Source organism: Methylobacter sp. (genome assembly GCF_023227905.1).
In the GTDB taxonomy this organism is placed as follows: Bacteria; Pseudomonadota; Gammaproteobacteria; order Methylococcales; family Methylomonadaceae; genus Methylobacter_A.
This window is the reverse complement of the sequence record NZ_JALOCF010000065.1, coordinates 1-19,560: the sequence shown is the minus strand read 5'-3', so window position 1 is coordinate 19,560 and position 19,560 is coordinate 1. Positions and strand designations below refer to the sequence as shown.

General features: G+C 34.3%; 29 protein-coding genes. 9 read left to right on the top strand and 20 right to left on the bottom strand.

Features of this window, described 5'->3' with window-relative positions; translation table 11 throughout:
* From M0R47_RS19070 to M0R47_RS19020, 11 genes are all read right to left on the bottom strand, one after another.
* On the bottom strand, positions 1–268 hold a 268-nt coding region (locus M0R47_RS19070), incomplete at its 3' end, for a hypothetical protein (RefSeq protein WP_292557762.1).
* Positions 265–579, bottom strand: coding sequence for a hypothetical protein (locus M0R47_RS19065; RefSeq protein ID WP_292557760.1), 315 nt, complete (start codon positions 577–579; stop codon positions 265–267). The genes M0R47_RS19065 and M0R47_RS19070, both read right to left, overlap by 4 nt.
* Positions 576–1,181 (bottom strand): hypothetical protein, encoded by a 606-nt coding sequence (locus M0R47_RS19060; RefSeq protein ID WP_292557758.1) that lies wholly within the window; start codon positions 1,179–1,181, stop codon positions 576–578. The genes M0R47_RS19065 and M0R47_RS19060 overlap by 4 nt, the downstream gene beginning before the upstream one ends.
* A 29-nt stretch (positions 1,182–1,210) precedes the next feature.
* Positions 1,211–2,410 (bottom strand): hypothetical protein, encoded by a 1,200-nt coding sequence (locus tag M0R47_RS19055; RefSeq protein WP_292557757.1) that lies wholly within the window; start codon positions 2,408–2,410, stop codon positions 1,211–1,213.
* Positions 2,410–3,201 carry a hypothetical protein gene (locus tag M0R47_RS19050; protein ID WP_292557755.1) on the bottom strand — a complete coding sequence of 264 codons (792 nt, stop codon included), beginning with the start codon at positions 3,199–3,201 and terminating at the stop codon, positions 2,410–2,412. The genes M0R47_RS19055 and M0R47_RS19050 overlap by 1 nt, the downstream gene beginning before the upstream one ends.
* The gene (locus M0R47_RS19045) at positions 3,201–4,373 is read right to left on the bottom strand and encodes a hypothetical protein (RefSeq protein WP_292557753.1); all 1,173 of its coding nucleotides are present in this window, start codon (positions 4,371–4,373) and stop codon (positions 3,201–3,203) included. The genes M0R47_RS19050 and M0R47_RS19045 overlap by 1 nt, the downstream gene beginning before the upstream one ends.
* An 82-nt stretch (positions 4,374–4,455) precedes the next feature.
* Complete coding sequence (locus tag M0R47_RS19040; protein ID WP_292557751.1) at positions 4,456–5,892, bottom strand: phage portal protein; 1,437 nt, start codon at positions 5,890–5,892, stop codon at positions 4,456–4,458.
* Between the two features lie 4 nt (positions 5,893–5,896).
* Positions 5,897–6,433 carry an HNH endonuclease gene (locus M0R47_RS19035; protein WP_292557749.1) on the bottom strand — a complete coding sequence of 179 codons (537 nt, stop codon included), beginning with the start codon at positions 6,431–6,433 and terminating at the stop codon, positions 5,897–5,899.
* Positions 6,434–6,435: 2 nt separating this feature from the next.
* Entirely contained in the window at positions 6,436–6,711 is a 276-nt protein-coding gene (locus M0R47_RS19030) for a hypothetical protein (protein WP_292557747.1), read from the bottom strand.
* 8 nt (positions 6,712–6,719) lie between these two features.
* Positions 6,720–8,693: a terminase gpA endonuclease subunit gene (locus M0R47_RS19025; protein WP_292557745.1), complete on the bottom strand. Its 1,974-nt coding sequence runs from the start codon at positions 8,691–8,693 to the stop codon at positions 6,720–6,722.
* The gene (locus M0R47_RS19020; protein ID WP_292557743.1) at positions 8,690–9,382 is read right to left on the bottom strand and encodes a hypothetical protein; all 693 of its coding nucleotides are present in this window, start codon (positions 9,380–9,382) and stop codon (positions 8,690–8,692) included. The genes M0R47_RS19025 and M0R47_RS19020 overlap by 4 nt, the downstream gene beginning before the upstream one ends.
* A 142-nt stretch (positions 9,383–9,524) precedes the next feature.
* Between M0R47_RS19020 and M0R47_RS19015 the strand changes: the two genes are divergently transcribed.
* The 9 genes from M0R47_RS19015 to M0R47_RS18975 are packed head-to-tail and all read left to right on the top strand — an operon-like array spanning position 9,525 to position 15,972.
* A complete protein-coding gene (locus tag M0R47_RS19015; RefSeq protein ID WP_292557740.1) occupies positions 9,525–9,797 on the top strand; it encodes a hypothetical protein in 273 nt (90 codons plus the stop codon).
* Between the two features lie 48 nt (positions 9,798–9,845).
* Positions 9,846–10,322: a hypothetical protein gene (locus M0R47_RS19010; protein WP_292557738.1), complete on the top strand. Its 477-nt coding sequence runs from the start codon at positions 9,846–9,848 to the stop codon at positions 10,320–10,322.
* Positions 10,322–10,834, top strand: coding sequence for a hypothetical protein (locus M0R47_RS19005; RefSeq protein ID WP_292557735.1), 513 nt, complete (start codon positions 10,322–10,324; stop codon positions 10,832–10,834). The genes M0R47_RS19010 and M0R47_RS19005 overlap by 1 nt, the downstream gene beginning before the upstream one ends.
* The gene (locus tag M0R47_RS19000; protein WP_292557732.1) at positions 10,825–11,256 is read left to right on the top strand and encodes a hypothetical protein; all 432 of its coding nucleotides are present in this window, start codon (positions 10,825–10,827) and stop codon (positions 11,254–11,256) included. The genes M0R47_RS19005 and M0R47_RS19000 overlap by 10 nt, the downstream gene beginning before the upstream one ends.
* Positions 11,256–12,920 carry a hypothetical protein gene (locus M0R47_RS18995; protein WP_292557730.1) on the top strand — a complete coding sequence of 555 codons (1,665 nt, stop codon included), beginning with the start codon at positions 11,256–11,258 and terminating at the stop codon, positions 12,918–12,920. The genes M0R47_RS19000 and M0R47_RS18995 overlap by 1 nt, the downstream gene beginning before the upstream one ends.
* 8 nt (positions 12,921–12,928) lie before the next feature.
* Positions 12,929–13,150: a hypothetical protein gene (locus M0R47_RS18990; RefSeq protein ID WP_292557728.1), complete on the top strand. Its 222-nt coding sequence runs from the start codon at positions 12,929–12,931 to the stop codon at positions 13,148–13,150.
* A gap of 1 nt (position 13,151) precedes the next feature.
* Positions 13,152–13,514, top strand: coding sequence for a hypothetical protein (locus M0R47_RS18985; protein ID WP_292557726.1), 363 nt, complete (start codon positions 13,152–13,154; stop codon positions 13,512–13,514).
* Between the two features lie 4 nt (positions 13,515–13,518).
* The gene (locus tag M0R47_RS18980) at positions 13,519–14,022 is read left to right on the top strand and encodes a hypothetical protein (RefSeq protein WP_292557725.1); all 504 of its coding nucleotides are present in this window, start codon (positions 13,519–13,521) and stop codon (positions 14,020–14,022) included.
* A complete protein-coding gene (locus M0R47_RS18975) occupies positions 14,023–15,972 on the top strand; it encodes a hypothetical protein (protein ID WP_292557723.1) in 1,950 nt (649 codons plus the stop codon).
* A 3-nt stretch (positions 15,973–15,975) separates the two neighbouring features.
* Here M0R47_RS18975 and M0R47_RS18970 read toward each other — a convergent pair whose 3' ends face one another.
* From M0R47_RS18970 to M0R47_RS18930, 9 genes are all read right to left on the bottom strand, one after another.
* Complete coding sequence (locus M0R47_RS18970) at positions 15,976–16,827, bottom strand: thymidylate synthase (RefSeq protein ID WP_292557721.1); 852 nt, start codon at positions 16,825–16,827, stop codon at positions 15,976–15,978.
* Position 16,828: 1 nt separating this feature from the next.
* A complete protein-coding gene (locus M0R47_RS18965; protein WP_292557720.1) occupies positions 16,829–17,167 on the bottom strand; it encodes a hypothetical protein in 339 nt (112 codons plus the stop codon).
* Positions 17,160–17,354 carry a hypothetical protein gene (locus M0R47_RS18960; RefSeq protein WP_292557718.1) on the bottom strand — a complete coding sequence of 65 codons (195 nt, stop codon included), beginning with the start codon at positions 17,352–17,354 and terminating at the stop codon, positions 17,160–17,162. The genes M0R47_RS18965 and M0R47_RS18960 overlap by 8 nt, the downstream gene beginning before the upstream one ends.
* Positions 17,355–17,449: 95 nt before the next feature.
* Positions 17,450–17,980 carry a dihydrofolate reductase gene (locus M0R47_RS18955; RefSeq protein ID WP_292557716.1) on the bottom strand — a complete coding sequence of 177 codons (531 nt, stop codon included), beginning with the start codon at positions 17,978–17,980 and terminating at the stop codon, positions 17,450–17,452.
* Positions 17,977–18,141 (bottom strand): hypothetical protein, encoded by a 165-nt coding sequence (locus M0R47_RS18950; protein WP_292557714.1) that lies wholly within the window; start codon positions 18,139–18,141, stop codon positions 17,977–17,979. The genes M0R47_RS18955 and M0R47_RS18950 overlap by 4 nt, the downstream gene beginning before the upstream one ends.
* Positions 18,138–18,359 carry a hypothetical protein gene (locus tag M0R47_RS18945; RefSeq protein ID WP_292557711.1) on the bottom strand — a complete coding sequence of 74 codons (222 nt, stop codon included), beginning with the start codon at positions 18,357–18,359 and terminating at the stop codon, positions 18,138–18,140. The genes M0R47_RS18950 and M0R47_RS18945 overlap by 4 nt, the downstream gene beginning before the upstream one ends.
* Entirely contained in the window at positions 18,352–18,543 is a 192-nt protein-coding gene (locus M0R47_RS18940; RefSeq protein ID WP_292557709.1) for a hypothetical protein, read from the bottom strand. The genes M0R47_RS18945 and M0R47_RS18940 overlap by 8 nt, the downstream gene beginning before the upstream one ends.
* Complete coding sequence (locus M0R47_RS18935; RefSeq protein WP_292557707.1) at positions 18,543–19,271, bottom strand: hypothetical protein; 729 nt, start codon at positions 19,269–19,271, stop codon at positions 18,543–18,545. The genes M0R47_RS18940 and M0R47_RS18935 overlap by 1 nt, the downstream gene beginning before the upstream one ends.
* The coding region (locus tag M0R47_RS18930; RefSeq protein ID WP_292557704.1) for a RepB family plasmid replication initiator protein at positions 19,271–19,560 on the bottom strand (290 nt) is incomplete at its 5' end. The genes M0R47_RS18930 and M0R47_RS18935, both read right to left, overlap by 1 nt.

Here is a 19,560-nt window from a genome sequence, read left to right as displayed (position 1 = left end):
TATATAGAATTATAAAAGCTGGGCGAAAATCTTCTTGTTTACATATAATCTTTACATAGAAAGATTGAATAAGATTTTCTGCCTGGGTTTCATATTCACCTAATGCAAATTCACTTTCTGGCCTTGTTCTTCTTATTGGCCCATACCCTAAAGTTAATTTAGGTAGAACTAAATCTTCTGGTAGTTCTTGTTCATTTTCTTTTGCAAATTCAATTGTGTAACCTGTAGTGGATTCAATATAGTCAAATAAGGTTTCAATATTAATCATACTTCTTCCTTAGAGACATAAGAGGCAAGTAGTTCTACATAACCAGTTAAATCAAATATAGGTTGGTTAGTTATTTTAAAAGTGAAAAGGTAAATACCGTCTGAATGAGTAAAGGTTAGTCCAGGAGTTATTCCATTCTCTTTACAAGCTTTAGAAGATATTAGAAATCTGAAATCTTGTTTCTCTACTTTATAATCACCATTGTAAAGAGTCTCTGGCATATAATTAGCGAGACCTTTAATAGTGAAATCGGAGAAAGTTAAATCTGCTCCAGTCATATCCATAATAAAATCTATATCTTCAATAATCATAATTCTATAAGGTCTAGTATTTTATCAGTTGCAGAGTTTACTGCTGCTCTTACTTTAGAAGTATCCCAAACATAATCAACCATATCAGAAAGAGAGGGGCCATAAAGTGTTCTTACTGGATAACGAGTTTTACCTAATCTTTCAAGCATTATACCTTTTTTACCAAATCTAACAATCGATCCGCTTGCTGTTCTTGGTATAAAACCACCTCTATTAGTTTTTCCATAAACTATTTTTCTTCTTCCCCGTTTAATCTCCACTACATGGACAGTCCCTTCTCTTTTCTTTGGTAAAGGAGGAATATTACCTTTATAAAAATCTATATTATAAGCTGCAAGATTAATTGGTTTATTAGCGTAAGCTAGCCCACCTCTTATAATATTTGCACCTAATTGTTGTGTAGATGTGCTTTTACCTATTAATACTGAATCAAGACTGCTAGGAGTTCTATAAGCTCTCTCAACACTCGATTTAAGTTCAGAATGAATAAGTAAAATAGCTCTACCTACTCCTATAGCAATCCCTTTATTGATCCTGTTTACATTAATAGAGTTCTTTAATGTATCTAAACCTTTTATTTCTATATAAGATTTGCTTGGCATAGGAGTAGTAGAACTAAAACTTTACAAGACTAAATTACTTTCCAGGTTGTAATTGCGTCAATATCTAAATGCGCCATTACAAAATTGGTATGATACTCGTATTCTTCAATACCAGTTTTATCATTCATCCAGTAATTAATCCATCTCGGCATTGCGGAGTAATTAGCTTTAGGATGCATAATGCGACCATAAACTTTTAAACCACTAGAAGCAGGAGGAAGTGCAACTACCCAACCAGAACCAATATAAGCTGTTTCAGCACCGGAAGTTCTATTGTTATAAACAGCATTATAAGTATAGATACCAATTACTTCACCAGTATCATTAACAGGATATGAACGTCTATAAGTCAAACCACGGTATTCTTGGATTCTTGGAAGAATATCTTGACCAACTTTCAATAGTGCCAGCAAAGTAGTATCTGAAGCAGTACCGTAGTTCTTATTCAGATCATACTGGAAAATCTCATAAGCATCATCAGACATCATAAAAGCAGAAACATTACTTCTGATTTTAGTAGATTCTACCATTTTGATAAAATCTTTAACTGGAGTTGCTTTAGCAGCATCTACATTTGCTTTAGTCCAAGCTTTATCACCAGCAGTAAAACCACCATTAGTTGGTAGAACTGGCAAATAAGTAGTTGAACTATCCCAAGGTAAAGTTACAGCAGTGGTAGTTAAATTAACCGCAGGAACCAGTTTATTTGCTGCCAAAGCTGTATTAGAAGTAATAACAGTTTTTTGGAAGTCATATCTTACTGTAGGATGATATTCACCAGAAGCTTGATAACCACCATACAAAAGAATATCCGCAGCAGTTTTTTCAAAAAGATTTTCAAATCTTTGTTCTGCTAAAATCATCTTGCGTTGCAATCTAGCCGCTTTATTTGCGAGAGGATTTACTTGACCAAATTCTTGACCAATTTGACGTTGATTAATAGTATCAAAATCATCAGAATCAATACTTTCTTTTGAATAAGAAAAGTAAAACTCTTTAGTACCATAATCAGGCAATACAATAGGACTTACATCAACATTAGGTGCTGCAAATTGACCCATTACATTTTTGACATTATATTCTTTATCCAGATTGATTCTGGTATTTTCAGAAAACTTAGGGGCGCCAAAGAAACTTTGCAACCAGTTAGGTCTAACAGGTTCCAAACCTTTAATAACTCCTTCTAAAATTGGAGCTACTTGATACGGAGTAAGAAAATTAAGAGCCATTAGACATAATCTCCAGCATTTTTAAAACCAAGAGGATCAAATTCAGACCCTTCCACGAATTTTTTCTTCAACAAGTTTGATGCCGCAGAAGTACCAGCACAACCAGTATTATAAGCAGAAACAGCTACAGTAGTACCATCAGGTTTAGTAATAGTATCTTGTGTAGGATCAGCAGCCCATACTAGAGCATCTGCCCAAAATGAAGCTTCAGAATAAGCTTGAGCATCTACATCAGCAGAAGAAGCATCAACATCATATACCAAAACACCAGCAATTTTACTAAAAGTAGTTGCACCATCAACTTTAGTTAAAGTTGGTGCTGTTGCAGTACCAGTTGCAGCTAGGTCAGTTGCATTAGTTAAAGGGGCAGAAGAGTTAAAGATTACTGAATCAGCATCATAAGCTTCAGTACCCCAGCCAGTTAAAGTACCAGTAAAAGTACCACCTACTGCCCAAGTAATAGAAGCAGCAGCAGTACCAGCAGCAATACCAGCCCAAGAAGTTGCCAATTGTGCTGCAGTTGTACCAGAACTACCTGCAGTAAAAGTTAAACCGCCAAGAATGATTGTTTGGCCATTAGTAATTGCAGCAAATTTAACAAATGTGCCTTCAGTCAAAGGACCATGTGCAATTGCTTTACCGGCAGAATCAGTTTCCAAGAAAGATAATGCTTTCAATACTTGGCCTGATTTTACTGTAACAGGTTTAGTTGCTCTACCTTCTGCACGAAAGAATACATTCTTTGTGACTCTATCTGGATAGGTTTGAAAACCACCATTATATTCAACCATTATCTAACTCCTGCAAATAATGAATCTTGTTTGCTAAGGACTTCAAAACCTTTCATCAAACCAGAAATTGTTTCATCTTCATCTTCTCCACCAACTTTTTTAGTATTAGATGGGTCTGATTTACCTTTCAAATCTTCACCTTTTGGAGAAGGATTTTCTTTTTGACTCATTTCAGCAATAATTTCAAAATTAGCTAAACATTGGTCAACAGTGTTGCCGAGTTTAATTAATTTTGTCACATCGGATTTAATACCGAATTTTACTGCTGCTTCTTGAATACCTAAGATACGATCTTGTTCTTCTTTTACAGCTACGGCGACCGCAGTTTGTGAAGAATTTTGTACCTTAGTTAGCTCTGCCTTCAAACCGATAATCTCGGCTTGTAGTTCTTCAATAGTCGCCATATTAGCTCCTTTGTTAATAAAAATATCATTAGTAAATTCAGATTTAGTTTCTGTACTTATTGTAGGAGTAAGAGCATTTGCACCGAATAAAACGCAACTATTTTCTCTAACATCTACTTCAGTAACAGCCCAAAAATATCCTTTTTTATCTACAAGTTCCTTATTTATGATAGAGGGGTAATACTTATTCCACACTTCATATTCAGCTTTATCTTCTTCTACTTGAGAATTTAAAGCAAGTTGTAGATCACCATAAGTTAAACCAATCGAATGTTGGTTTATTTTTTCTGCTTTATAAAGATTGAATACTTTTTCATCGTAGTCTTTCCTTATAGTTGAATCCATAAGTAGGGCAGTTGTGCTACCATCAGAAGGAATACCTAAGTCTTTTAAAGGTAGAACTTTTGTATAGACTTTTTTAACATCTCCAACAATAGCAGTAGTTTCATGCTTATGGTCTTTGATGTGCGGGATTGAATTTCCTCTTGCAGAAATGCTTTTGTCATACGCTGTATCTGTAAGAACATCCATATGAGAATCACAGAACCAAGCACTATTACAAACAATTGTTACATCAACAGTATCAGAAGCTATATCAGAGGAACTTTTTTTTTGAGTCTCAGTTTTTGCTACTTCAACTTGGACAGCAATATTATCTGCAAATTTAAGTGTTGCTTTCTTTTCAGCGATTAACCCTACTTTATTTTCTCTAAGAGATTGCAATAAAGAGGAATCATCTAAAGTATTTAGTTCTTTAAGAGTAATCATAGGTTTTCCTTTGGTAGAGACTATACCCTACTTGTGTGCATGGTTAGTATCACACAAAATAGGGTGTTTGTCAAACTATTTATTAAGCGTTGCCGGTTGAATTAGTATTAGCTGAACTATTATTAGCTTGAGCCATTGGTTTACCATTAGGATAAAGAAGATTATCTAAACCTAATTCTGTAATCTTTTCTCTATCTGCTACAACTTCTTCAAAAGTTAAATGTCTTTCATCAAGAGCTTTTTCAAGAGTTCCAATACCATTTTGAATTTCCAAAACATCTTCTTGAGCATCTTTTAAACCATCTACACCATACCAACGAGGAAGTTGGAAAGAAGGATAAGCGTTAGATACTTTTGAATTGTAAAGAGTTGCTAAACCTTTAAACTTTACACATAGCGGATTTAAACCAAGTGGGATAGTATAGAAGTTATGTATAAATTCAATTCTATTTCTAAGTTCAATTGCAATACCTCTTAATGTAGAAAAATCAATTCCTGAATAATCTCCTGTAAGTTGGAAATAGGGTAAACCTATTGCTGCCGCGACTCTTCTAAGTTCAGAATTAATAAAAGGTAAAAGGTTTGCCCCAACATCCGTAGATTGGTAGAATGCTATATCTTCTCCTTTATTAAGATATTGAACATTACCACCATTAGCTTTAAAGACAATTTTATCATTCCCAGCATTATCTTTAACTTTACCTGGAGCACCAACAGGCATAGAGTTACCTGTGTTTGTTCCTTTTACAATCCAGCTTATTGCTTGTGCTGCTTTTTGTTTTGCTACAGTTGCATCAGATAATTCATCAAGTTCATAAAGAGGAATAAGGACGGATGATAAGAATGGTATCCCTATCCATTGATTAGGGTACTCCCGAATAAACATATGAAGAATTTCATCAGCAGGGATAGTTATTCTTTCATAAGGATTATTACCTGTTATGACTGAAGTATCAACAAGACCCCTACGATAGAAATAGTTTACAGGTTTAGAATCTTCAAATTCAATACCTGTTCTTACGTCTTTTATTCCATCCTGCCCATTGTAAAATATATCATGTGTTTCAGATTGAATAAGATCAAGTTTTAAAGGAATCTTATTAGCATTCCCTGTTCTTCTAATTTGGTATCTTGTATGAGCAGAACCACTTTGGAAAATAGAAGAATTCCAAATAGATTGAATATTATCTAATGTTCCATAACCATCAAGAGAAGGATTAGCAGCAAATTCATCCCATAAATCCTGCATACGAGTATGTTTTTTACCTTTTGCATCTTTCCAATTAACTTTAATTGCTTTGAGGTTTTCTACATACTTCTTCTGCGCTGCTTTGGCATAACCATTATTTCTTATTGCATGGGCGGAACGAAGTTGGAGAAAGAGAAGTTCTCTTGCAGCAATATTATCACTTGTACCATAGACAATACCAGAAAGTTCTCTACGATATGAGGTTGAACTTCCTTCGTATCCTACTTGTTGTAGTGACCCATAAATTGTATTATATAACTCATCAGACATAAACTTAAACCTCAGACATTGTTAAATCATAAAGATCAGTTAGTTCTGACCAAGCTTCTTTTCTTCTTATTCTTCCTATTGTTGATTGAGCTACTTCATGAAATTTTGCTAAATAACTTACTGATTTTTTTGAGGTATATATAGATAACACTTCTTCTTCAGTTAGTAAGGCCCTACCATTTTTACTACCTATATGTCTAGCAGCTCTATTTTTGTTTGCTTTATCTGCTCCATTATCTGCATCAGTACCTAAAAATAAATGCTCAGGATTTACACAATTTCTTACATCACAAGTATGGCAAACTAATAAACTACCTAACTTGCTTTTTTTATGGTGTTTAAAAGCTACCCTATGTACCCTATCATAATCTCTCATAGAGCCAGATAATTTAGCTGGTATATATATTCTACCATAACCCTCTTCTATGTACCCAGAATAAAGATGGCATCCTGATGAATCTATAGTTATATTAGGAGCAATCTTATCTAAATATATTTCTTTGATCTCTTCTTCGGTATATTTATCTATATGTTTTTTCATAATTATACCCTGTATAAATCTTTACCAACAGTTAAAGGAATTGTTGCATTTGTTCTAAAAACTGGAGCAACATTATTGTATGAATTAATAATCTCCATTAATTCAGACCTTAGCTCTTTTAACGCCTCAATTGTGATTTCTGAAAACTTCATTTCCCTTTGAAAATTTCCTGAACCAATTCTTAATTGTGTTACTCGTTTTCCTGCAATAATATCACTTATTGCTGTATTAACAGTTAGAAGCTGGGCTTCTGCTTCTGCTAGTGTCATTTGTGCCATAACTACCCCTATGCATAATAATATGCTTCTAATTGTCTAAAGTGTTCATTTGTATAAAGTCTTACTCCAATCGCATAAGAAGAATGAAGTGCCATCTTTTCAGCATCCATAGCTTCCTTACGTTTTCCAGGAATAAGTTTAAAAACTTCTTTACTGTAAGAGCTTTCTACATCAATAAGTTTCCTACAAGAAAGCATCTGTTGTTCATATTGTCCATAAGATTGAGCATTAAAGTAGTATACATTACTTCTTGCTTCTTTATTCTTATTAAGTGCAACTCGGTTAAGAATCTCATTATGTGCCCGGTGTGCACCAAGATTATAAACTGTTACACCCATCCTTTCTGCAAGAGTTTTCCTAGCTTGTGGATCAGACCTAATATCAAATAAAGAAGGTTCCCGATAAATCTCATCATCAGAGAAACGTAAATCCCTTACGCCTTTTGTAGCAAAGATTTGCTCATGGTGCTCGTTAATTGCAAGGATGAAACGATAAACAAGTTCTGTATTATCCGCAGCATCTATAGAAGCAGCGCTTATAGGAATTGTTTTACCTGAAGCATGTGGATGTTGGGCAAGAAGTATATCCCATAATTCTCCCCATACACCAAGAGGTTTACCTTCATTATCCCATTCTTGAACTTTAACTTCACCAAATATTTCTTTCCAAGTTACAAGCCAGGAATTATTGTTTCTTCCCCAAGCACGAATAACAATAGCAAACCTATTATCTTGAACGTCAACTCCAGCAGTTAAAACTAATCCTTCCATTGGACAAACATGTTCAGGATAATTACTTCTTAAAGCAACCATTTCATCAACTTCCATTGCAGAAACACCTGAAGCATAAGGCATACCTTTTTTATTATTAGTATAACTTTTCATGGGTTTTTCATTACCCTTTGTAAGTTCAAGTTCTGCGAGAATCTTTGCTTTTGCTAATTCTTTAAAATCACTTGCAGGAAAAGGACTTAACATTTCAGAAAAGATAAAACCAAATACTTCTGTTATTTCAGGCTTTTTTGGATGCCAGCCTTTAGAAAAATTACCTGTGTGGTCCGTGAAACCAAATTCTTTTCCTTTTATTATGTTCTTTTTCTTTTGGTCGAAATCCCAGGAAGTTTTACAAACCGGGCAGAGAAACATAGCAGTTTCAGGATTATACTTACCATATATTTCATCTATTTTCCTATCTTGAAATTCATCATATACAATATGGTCAAAGGAACTTCCATCCATAGGGATAAGAGATTCACATTCATGGCAACATGCTTTAAAGACAAGTTGATTTGAGGCAAGAATTGCTTTCTCAACACGGGAAAAGTCTTTAAATGTTGGTGTACCTCCGAAGATGAATTTCTTTCTTGTTATAGGAACAAGTTTTTGCCGTTCTTTTAAATTATCAAAAGTGTCCCCTTGGCCTTTTACATCATCTTTAGCATCATCAGGTTCTTCAATTTCAATGTATTCATAGTTATCAGATTTCTGATTACTAATGGAGCCTAGGGTTACAAGTTTAAGTGATCCATGTGGGAAGGTATAATCAAAAAGAGATTTCTTATTTTCACTTACACCTACATCAACAATAGTTTTTAATACAGGAATATTACGGAGAAACTCTTGCCATTTACCTTTTGCAAAACTTCTTGCGGCATCTCGTGTTGCAAAACCAAGAAGCATAGAGGTTGGATTAATATGAATACGTTTGCCACGATAATTATTTAATGTTTCTGTCCATGCAATCCTCGCTGATTTCATTGCACTTATGTTTGCAATATAAGGATTATCTAAACATTCATAAACATACTCCATATAAGGAGTAAGATTTGGGTCGAAGTTTCCTATACCAAAAGAACTTTCTTTAGAAGTTATAACCCGATACTTTTTTGCCCATTCAATAGTAGAAACATAAGCTGGTTTGAAAAAGAAACGAAAGAAATCTGCATAAAATCTACGTTCAGAAATATTACCAAGAGTTCTCACATCTCCTCCCTTTCAGAAGGAACAAAACTTAATTCAAGAATTTCATCATCAATATCTTTATCAAGCATTTCTTCTACAAACATTGCTTCATCTTCATTAACTTGTTGAAGAAGCTTCTCCCCGAAACCATAAAGATTATTCATACAGGAATCTATTTTTTCTTGTGTTTGCGGGTAATCTGTGCTTATACTTATAAGAACATTCTTAATAACGTGCATAAAAGGTTCAAGAAGATTTGTCAACTCTGCTGCATTAAGAAACTGTTTCTTCTCCTCTGCAACTTTCATCCAACTTTGAACTTCTTTAACCCGACTAAGTTTAATCTCCTGGATCATTTTCTTTTTCATCAATGGGTGCATTGTATCTTCCCCATCGAGATTAATTAGTCCCCCTGACATATTATTCTTAGCTTTCTTTTCCTTGAAAATTCTATCCTCTTCAATTTTCTTTAACTTAATCTGTCTTTCGGTTTCCTCTTTCGCTACTTTAAGTTCTACCGATTTTTTCAACCTATTTCTATAAACTTGGATAGCTTCCCTGTAAGTCATATCAATAAATTCTTTTTCTCCAAAAAGACCTTGTTGTTTTTCTTGATAGATCAAGGATATATTGACACCAAGAAGAGCAGCTAATTTAGCTGGTTCAACTTTACCATCTATATATAAGAGTGCTTCGGGCTGATGTGACATTAATTGACTCCACTGAGAATGTATGTTAGTGCTTGCTTTTTAGGCTCTGATAATGTATAATACATTAAAGAGTTTACCACGTAAAACTAATAAAGTAAACCTTTTCTGCAATTTACAGCTAACTATTTTTTACAGGTTTTCTATGAGTAATCTAGAAAGAAGAAGAAGTACAGATCATTTTGAGTTCTGCCCAAGATATGATAAACATGAGTTAACTAAGGAACAGATGTTAGACCTTGTTGAAATGGTAGCAGAAAAAGTCTTAGATGTTAGTATAGATAAAACTATAGATAGGATAGACCAGCGAAGGAATGAACAAATTGGTAAGATGGTAACAAATAAATTTTATGCTGTTCTAGGGGCAGTTGTTTTTGGTTTGTGGGTATTTCTTACTAAACATGGTTATTTAAAATAAAGTTTTATTACTTCAACCTGAGAGAATTAACAATTATAGGTTATAAAGATGATTGATTATCCTGTACTTAAACAAGCAATTTTAAATAATGTAGATTGTCAACCCTATATTATCCTTAACTCTGATCCAAAAGACCCTAATTATCTTGCTAAAGATACAGCTATAGCTAATATTTTTAACACTCCACAAGGAACGAGATTAATTGAAAGGTTTGAGAATTTTATTGGGTTAATGGGTGCATTAGGTATTCCTACATATAATTCAATAATGCGAGCTTTAGAAGTAGTAGCATCAGACCCATTAATGAATGATTTTATTCTGGCAATTAGGTCTTCTAAAGGTATTAATTTTGGTGATCCACAAACCCATACTACTCTTGATGGAATGGTGCAAACTAATGTGTTTACACAACCCCAAGCAGATGCTTTAAAGAATTTAAGTATCGTACCATCTTCTTTAGCTTATGATACTGTTTCACAACCAATTACTCCTGCTGATGTTTCAATTGCCTTAAGGAATTACTAATGCTAACAAATACTCAAAAACAAATCCTGCATGATGATATGATCTCCCGTCCTGAGTTGGCAACTTATATTGCTACTGGTGACGATATAGCTCTTTCTAATTATTACAATCAACTTCCTATAACAGATTGGATTGTTTGGCGAACCGCAGTTAGTCAACAGGAATACCAGTCTAAAGTATCTTCAATAGGAACCTCATTTAACTGGTCTGGTACTGGTGGATATATTGCTAGAAGCCAAGGTGAGAGAGATGCTTGGAGAGTAATGTTTGTATCAGGTTCTGTTAATCCAAGTGAAGCTAATGTAATAACTGCTTTTAATGATATTTTTAGTGGTACTGGTGCAGCAGCTATTAATAATAGAAATCATTTGCTCTCCTTATCTAAAAGAAAAGCTACTTTAATTGAGCAAATTTTATCTAGTGGTTCAGGAACTGATATTTCTCCTGCTTATACATCCTTTGAAGGAAAAATAGGTTATACTGATATTAGTGAGGCTAGAGTATGGCAATAACTACAGTACAAACTCAAGTAACTTGGTCATCTGCTTCATCTGTTACAGTTTCTTCTGCTACTGAAGTTACTTCTGATCTTTTTCCTTTAGATGCAACAACAATAGGTGCAGGGATAGCTCTTTCTGTTGATAATGCTGGAACACCCTCTTCTGGTGATACTGCTACTTTTAGACTTCAATGGACTATGGGGGATATTCTAGGGGATTCAGGAAATGATTATGATACCTCCGAACACGCCCAATTCTTACAGATGTTAGATACTTATGGTACATCTACTCCAGGAGAAGACCCCGCTAGAACTACTGTACCTTTAGAAATACCTATGGGGGCAATAGGATTTAAAGTTGCAGTTACTTGTCCTAATGCTGCTACTAGAAATATGGTTATTAGAGCTAGAGTGGGCGAACAGAGGGCAGCATAATGCCAGTAGTAGCTTCAGTACATCAAAAGCCTATAATTCATAGATTAATACAAGATTGGCAGGTAAATAAGCCTGATTTTCTATGGGTTCCGACTGTTAATGATAGGTTTAATGCTAGAAATGGTATTATTGGTACGACGCATGGTAGCGCTATCGTTACTACAGGAGGTATCGCAAACCCAGTAGCTAATTCTTCTAGTGGCATTTATTTCCCTACTAATTTAGGAATGGTGCATGATTCTCGCTATATTGGAATTATGCTGGTCACTATTGATGACCCAGCTAATGTTACTGGTTGTTTTCTAAAAATAGGTGGTGATAGTGATGGTATTGGGTTTGGTGGAGGCAATACTTCATTTGATGATTCTGGCAGCAAATTAATTATGTTGCGTGAAAATGTAGCTTGGCACACAGGGTCCAATAACTCTTTTATAAAAGGGTTGAATATACTTACCTTTGGGTTAACTTCTGATGCTGCTACTACATACACTAATATTAGTTCTGGCGCAGGGAATGACCTAGCAGGTGTCTACCCACTTGCCCCCAGTAGTAGAATAGCCATAAATGGATACAATGGTAGAGGTTCCAATGCAGTTGTTCACGCTGTAGGAATATGGAAGACTGCTTATAATAACTCTAATTTTGTAGCAGAAAGGGAACGACTGGCTAAGAGGCTATTGCCTTTTTCTGGGGTGGCTAGAAAGAATATAATAAAAAATTTTAAAAATGGGCCTTATTCTTTTTACTACACTTCTTCATCATCTGGCATCTCATTAACACTACAAAATGTAAGCTCTAGCCAATCTTTAACTTCACCAGATTTAATACAGCAAAATACTTTAGTAGTTAATGGGGCTACATCTTCACAAACATTAGATAATGTTAGTTTAACTCAACAGAATAGTTTGGTTGTAAATGAGATTTTAGAGAATCAAACAATAGAGAATATAGTTATTATTACTGGAGGAAACTTAACAGTACAAGGTATAATAAGCAATTCAATTTTAAGTAATATTGATTTGATTCAACAAAATGCTTTATTATTAGATAACATACAAGTTACGCAGTTTTTACAAAATGTAGACTTAACACAACAGAATAGTATTTCTGTTAATGGTTTAACTGATTCACAGGTACTATCTAATGTTACCATTAATCAAGGGGGGACTTTAATAGTATCTGAGATAACTCAACAGGTTTTATTAGAGGCTGTAAATTTAATTCAGCAAAATATTTTAAGTATAGACTCAACTAATCTATCTCAAGCAATAGAGAATATTAATCTTATTCAACAAAATATTCTATCTATTGAGAGTACATTATCTAGTGAGACTTTAGATAATATTACTTTAAACACAACCCTACTATTAAATCCTAATAGTATTTTAGAAACAGTAAATTTAAGTAATCTAATTCTAGCACAAGCTAATTTACTAGCTATAAATGATTTACTAGAAACATCAAATCTATCTACTGTTTCTTTAACTGGGCAGCATGTTTTAATTGTAAATGATACTATCCATAGCCAGATATTACAAAATATAACTTTAACATCTGGTTTTATAGAAGAAAGAATAAATGGAGAACCTGTTTATATTCTTAAATCTTCACCAAGTATAATGATTATCTCAGCAAAAACCACAATTTATTTATCACAACCTTAGAGGTATATATGAAAGTAGAAATACTGAAAGAATTTAAACATGGAGTAGATACATACTACCCTGAAGAAGTAGTTATTCTTGATGAAGCTACTTGTAAGTTTTGGTGCGATGCTGGATGGGCAAAAGATTCAGCAGAAATTTATCCTACAGGCAATCCAAGTCTTACAGATATTGTTCTTTTCCCAAAATCAATTATTAATGATATTAATCTTCCAGAAGTAGGAGTATAACATGGCAAAGATTGAAACTTCCGCTATGACCGATGGTGGTTTAACTAAAATGGGTACTTGCACAAGAATTACTGTTCTTTCTGCACAACCTGGAAGTATTACAGATATTACAACTACCTATAAACTTGCTTCTACTTCTTTAGCTGGTGGTGATTTTACTCTAGCTGCTGGTGATACTTCTGGAAGAAAATCTACTGTTGCACAAAAGACAAATGTGAGTATTACTGCATCTGGAACAGCGACTCATGTAGCTATTGACGATGGTACAGACTACATTGTTACTACTTGCACTTCCCAAGCATTAACTTCTGGTGGTACTGTTACTATACCCGCTTGGAAAAAAGAAATATCTGCTCCAGCATAAACTTATGACTATAATTACATCAACCAACAAAAAGATAATTAATTATCCTTTTCATCATGATCCAGGTGATGAGAAGTATTACCAATTTATCTATAGACCTCTAGCTAGATCAAACAGCACTGAATATTTGTTGGATGATGTAGTTAGACCGGCTAGTGCAAATGGGTATTATTATATTTGTATTAATGCAGGAATAAGTGGAGTTAGTGAACCAACGTGGGTTACTAAAGAGAATGGTAAAGTTACTGATGGGACTATTATATGGCAAGCAAAAGCCTATAATATGATGCTGAATACTGGGGATAGTATTACTTCTTCAGTTTTTGGTGCGACTTCCGGGGTAACTTTATCTGATCCTTCTGAAAGTAATGGTTTAGCTTCTGTTAAAGTTACAGATGTGGGAAGTTTAACTTCTTTTATACTTACAAATACAGTTTCTATTACTAGAGCTAACGGTAAGATTGAAACCTTTGAACGATCTATTAGTGTTATAGTGGGAGATTTATAAATGAGCAGACAGTTTACTAATGCACAAGAATTATCTGATTGGTTGGACTCTCAGGGAAATTCTTCTGATAGTGATATAGATTATTCTTTTGTTGCTAAAGCTAAATCTATTAGTAATCTTCCAGCAGCTAATGAATTTGGAGTTGGCATAATTCTGGTAGAAGATATAGGTAAATTATATAAATGTGATGGTATTAATTATTATATCGCTGAAGCTAAAAACCCTTGTAAAAGGTTAATAACAGTTGGAATTGGTAATTCAATTGCGGCAGCAAATAAAATCGACAATTTAAGTGGGGCATTAAGATACCAAAACGAACAATTCTTAACTTCTGCACTACTGGGTGGGGGCTTGGATTTCCCTGAAACAGGTGCTTTTGGTTACATGGGCGGTGTTACTTCTTGGATGGATGCTCATGGATGGTATGGGCATGGTGGTAAAACTTCTAGTCAGATGCTGGCAGAAATTGATTCTGAATTTTTTAATAAACTAAAGAAAGCTGGAGTTTCGCCAGATTTTATTTGGTTTCATTCTTTATTTGAAAATGATTACGATAACGCTAATAATTTAACAGTAGCTGAATCACTATCAAATTTAGATGCATATATAGCTACTGCACAAGCTCTTTGGCCGAAAGTAATAAGTTTAGTTGCTAAGCATCGTCCAACTGCATCAATTAATATTACTGGAGCTAACCGTGCAAAAATTCCAGTCCTTAATGCAGCATTAAATGCTTATGATGATGGTGACAATGTTTTAGTGTACGACCCTGGTGCAGAATACGCTGATTCATCTGATCCTACATTTCCTAGATATATTACTGCGACAGGATCAATATCAGGCACAACTTTAACTATTGAATCAGTTAACGGTGTAATTGATCGTGCTGATGGTATTTGTCTAACCCCTGGGACCGGCGTAGTAACATATGTGACGAATATTGGCACGACCCAAGGCGGACCGGGAGTTTATACAATAAATAATGGTGACGCACTATCGGCGGCTGCTGGATCAACACTATATATTTACCAGCATGTAGATACCCAAGTTCACCCGTCGGCAAAATCTAATATGCTCACAGCCAAAGCTGCTGCTAACAAAATAGCGCAACGATTTGGTCGACACTTTTTCCATGAAAATCTAGTAGTTTCGGCTAACCTGAATTTAACCGGATCGGCTGCTGCAACTGGAACTGATGTTGTAGGCGGTTCTACCCTGCCAACTGGGGTTACTGCAGGAACTAGAGAATTTACAGGTTCAGCCATCACCTATACAGCATTAGGGCAGGGTTTTAGAATAAAAGTAGAGCATCCAACTATGTCAGGTGGTGTACCTCAGCATTCAGGAACATTGACACTGAACAATGGTGCTGCAGGCATTAATTTAGCAACGCTTGGATTTCCTGCTGCTGATGCGTTTGAAATGTTCGTTAAGCTGAAAATTATTCAGGGTGGTCAGTGGATTCATAGGTTTTCGATCTCATCTAGGACATACAGGGCTACTCAAGATGCTGCTACTGAATTAACTTTATTCTCTTCAGGCCAATCAGGTTATAACGCGCTATCTCCAGCAGATGGGATAGAATTAACATTAACATCACCTATTATTCGTTGTGTTGGGCATGGGGCTAATTATATTACTGCTCTAGGTTCGTACATTTCTATGTTTTTAACATCGGCAACACCGACTGACGCAGTAATTGAAGTTGAGATTATGCAGCAGGGATTACAGTTAATTCAAGATGATAGCGAAGTGGCAACATTAGTTGCCGGCACCGTTACTGTTTCTGATACTAGAATCAGACAAACCTCAAAAGTAAAGGTTTTTCGTCGTAACAGTGCCGGAACTGTTGGTGATGTTGCAGAATCAGCACGAGTTGCTGGTACATCAATCACTATCTCGTCAAGTAATGCTGCTGATACCTCTGCTGTTGGTTATGAGATTTTATAATAATTAAACAGATACCTCTCCCTTAATATGCGGCCAAGCATTATAATTATTTAATTTAAAGTGCTCAAATTTATAATCATCAATGCTTGGTTGCTTTTCTATAGTTATAGTTGGAAGGGTTTTTGGTTCCCTACTTAATTGTTCTTTTACTTGCTCAATATGGTTAAGGTAAATATGGGTATCCCCTCCAGACCAATATAACTTCCCTACTTCTAAATCTGTTTGTTGAGCAAGTAAATGTGTTAAAAGAGCATAAGAAGCAATATTATAGGGAATCCCAAGGAAAGAATCTCCGCTTCTTTGAGTAAGTTTACACGAAAGTTTTCTGTCATTTGAAACATAGAATTGCACAAAAGCATGACAAGGAGGAAGTTTCATTAAATGAAGTTCTCCTACGTTCCAAGCGGATAGAATGTGACGACGAGAGAAAGGGTTTTCTTTTAAACCTTTTATAAGCTCTGCAATTTGATCTATGTAATTAAAACTCAGTTCAACATTTGGAATTTTACCCTCTTCTGCGACAAGATTAACTTTTATTGGTCTTTCTCGCCACTCCCTCCACTGTGTCCCATACATTCTACCAATTTCACCATTTTCATCAGCAAATTCATCCCAAATAGTTACTTTATTATCTTTAAGATACTGGATGTTTGTTTTTCCAGACAAGAAAAAGATTAACTCGTGAGCTATGCTTGGGAAATGAAGTTTCTTTGTTGTGATTAAAGGGAAACCTTCTGACAAGTCAAAGGCCATATTTGCATCACCAAAAAGACCTATTGTTCCTGTACCTGTGCGGTCTGTACGGATTTCTCCTTCTGTTAATACTTTATTAAGTAAGTCCAAATATTGTTTCATGTTATAATCCTGCTACTATTTTGCCGTTAATAATAGAACAACCGCTCCTACCGCCCCTAAAGATTCTATTTCTCTCTAACTGTCGTTCATGCATTCTCCCTATCTGTGCATCTGGATTACATGAAGTTTTTGCGCAGTACATAACATCATGCGGTTCAGTTGTTTTAAAAGCATTAGAGTTTGCTTGTTCTTTAGTTACACTAGATAGTTTAAAGTCATTACCTATCGGTATAGGTGAACCACAACAATGACAAGTAGGTAAACAGCCAGCAGCTTTAAATAATTCATACCATTCTTTTGACATGTTTAATAGTGTATCTGATTTTAGTTCTTCAATCATTATTTTCTCCTAATAATTTTTTAGCTTTAATCCAAACATCATGGTCTCTATCAGTGATGTAAATCATTTCCTGCAAAGATTCCTCTATACCTTTAATTCTTTCTTTTAACTTTTGATTCTCCTCTACTAAATTATTTAATAAAATATCCCCTAATTTCAAAGTACATTCTATTTTTCCATTGGCCATACTAATACCACCTATGCTCAACAACCGGCTGAATAAGCCAATTAAAAAAGAACAAAACAACCAACAGAATACATAAAATGAAAAATGTATTACTATTACCTATCCTGTACAGGATTTTCCACAACATGTCTAACGTTTTCATAATATTTCCTCAAATTATATAAAGAAGTTACGTGGTTTTCTGATGCACTAAGTACACTATTTACTGGTAGAACCTTTGAAGCTAATGCAAGTTCTGGAAAGTAAATAAAATCAAGTGGATTAAGTAAGGGTTTTAATGATCTTTTATGGATTTTTGATAAAATTAACTGGTCTGAATAAGGTAAACATTGCTTAATAATGCTTTTACCTCCAAGAATAACTATCTCATCTTCCATTTCTTCAAGGTAGGTTAGATAACTCTTCCAATCCTCTACTTTAATAGAATTACCTATAACAATAAGTTCACTTACTAGACTTTTAACTAACCTTGGTAGAGTTTTATATGTACTGTTACCTAAAATACAAGTTTTACCTTCTATTTGGGAGTAAAAGAAATTTAAATCCTCTTTACATTTCCAAGGGAGAATACCATTTGATTGACCAAAAAGCCCATCATCTGTAATTGCTGCGATAATTTTAATCATACTATAACTAAATACCGTAATGTAGCATTATCTTTTTCCTCTAATTGAATGTGATCAATATCCAGGTCTTCTTTATCCTCCCAATCATGGTATTTTATATCTAAATCTCCTTCTGTTTCACAGAATTCAAGTAACTTATAAGCTAATTCACTTGCTTTCATGCCGCTTCCTCTTTAATATGTGTAAATCTAATAACTCCGTTTTCTTCTTCAATATAACCTTTATGTTTAAGGCTGCTAATAGAATAAGAAACTAAAGCTGGTGAGGCTGTATTAAATTTCTGCCTTAACTCATATCGTGAGGCTTCTTTAACTTCACTAAGATGCTTATATAAAGCAAGATCAAGACCCCTGTTTTTGGCAATATTAAGATTAATCATCCTCTTCCTCCAATTTATTTAAAATAATCCTCCCGTCCCCAACAAAGCATAAAACATTTCTATCTTCATCACCTTCAAAATAGAAACCATAATCTTTTAATGCTTGAAGAATGTCTGGGTGTTCTTTAAGTTTTCCGTGAATCATACAACGGGAAAGTTTATCTAATTTGTCTTGTAAAGACACTATTCTACCTCCTTTTTTAATAAAATTACTTCTTTCTGTAAAAGATCAGGATAAATCCTAACCCCAGGCTTAATTATTCCTCTAACTACCCAAAACTTACCTTTTTGTGCTTTAACATATTCTATAACTGCAAAATCAACTATATAAGTATGTTTTGCCCTTTTACCTAAGTCTAATCCGTTTAATCCTTCTGCTATGTCATGTTTAGACTTAAAAATCATACCAATTTCTAAAGGTATTCTTGTTAATTCTCTTTGCTCGGCAATTAACTTTTTTTCTAACTCTTCAGCTTCTAGTCTCAGGATAGTTTCTCTTTTCTTTCTCTCAATCTCTATTGCAATGTCAGCTTTTCTTTTATACTCTATTTCTTTTTCCCTTATTTGATCTTCAATAGTGTAATTCTCTATAGAGAGTTTGTTAGAATAATATAATTTAACTAATTGTTGTTTGCTCCACCAACCCATACCTTCAGGAAAAGCCCCAGGATATAGCACCTGTAATTCTAATACTTTATCATAAATAACCTTATTAAGTTCTTCTAAAGAAAGAGTTAATAGTCTTGTTTTATTCTCTCTAACCCATAGTTTAAATTTCTTATTTACTTGTCCTTCAGGGCTATTACTGAAAGTATTTTTAACATAATTAATTTGTAATACTTTAACACTAAAAGATAAGTCTCTTTCAGATATATCTTCCTGTGTCACTAGGTATTTTAAAGGATCAAGCACTAAAATATCTCCGGTATATTTGTTGGAATAGCATTAATCTTATTTTTTGCCGGAATAAATGTTACATAATCCACACCCCGCTTCTTAATTGCGTCAAGTTTAACCCCTATATGTTTTTCTAAATCTTTTAATGCTGGTTGAATTACCCAACGATTAAGTTCTTTATACTCCATATAGAGTTTTTCTGTTCCTGTTTGTTTACGAATCAAGTCAATATCTAATTGGTAACTTCCATGCTGGCGAATATGCCATAAATATCTCTGTATAAGTTCAGCAAGCCTATAACTCT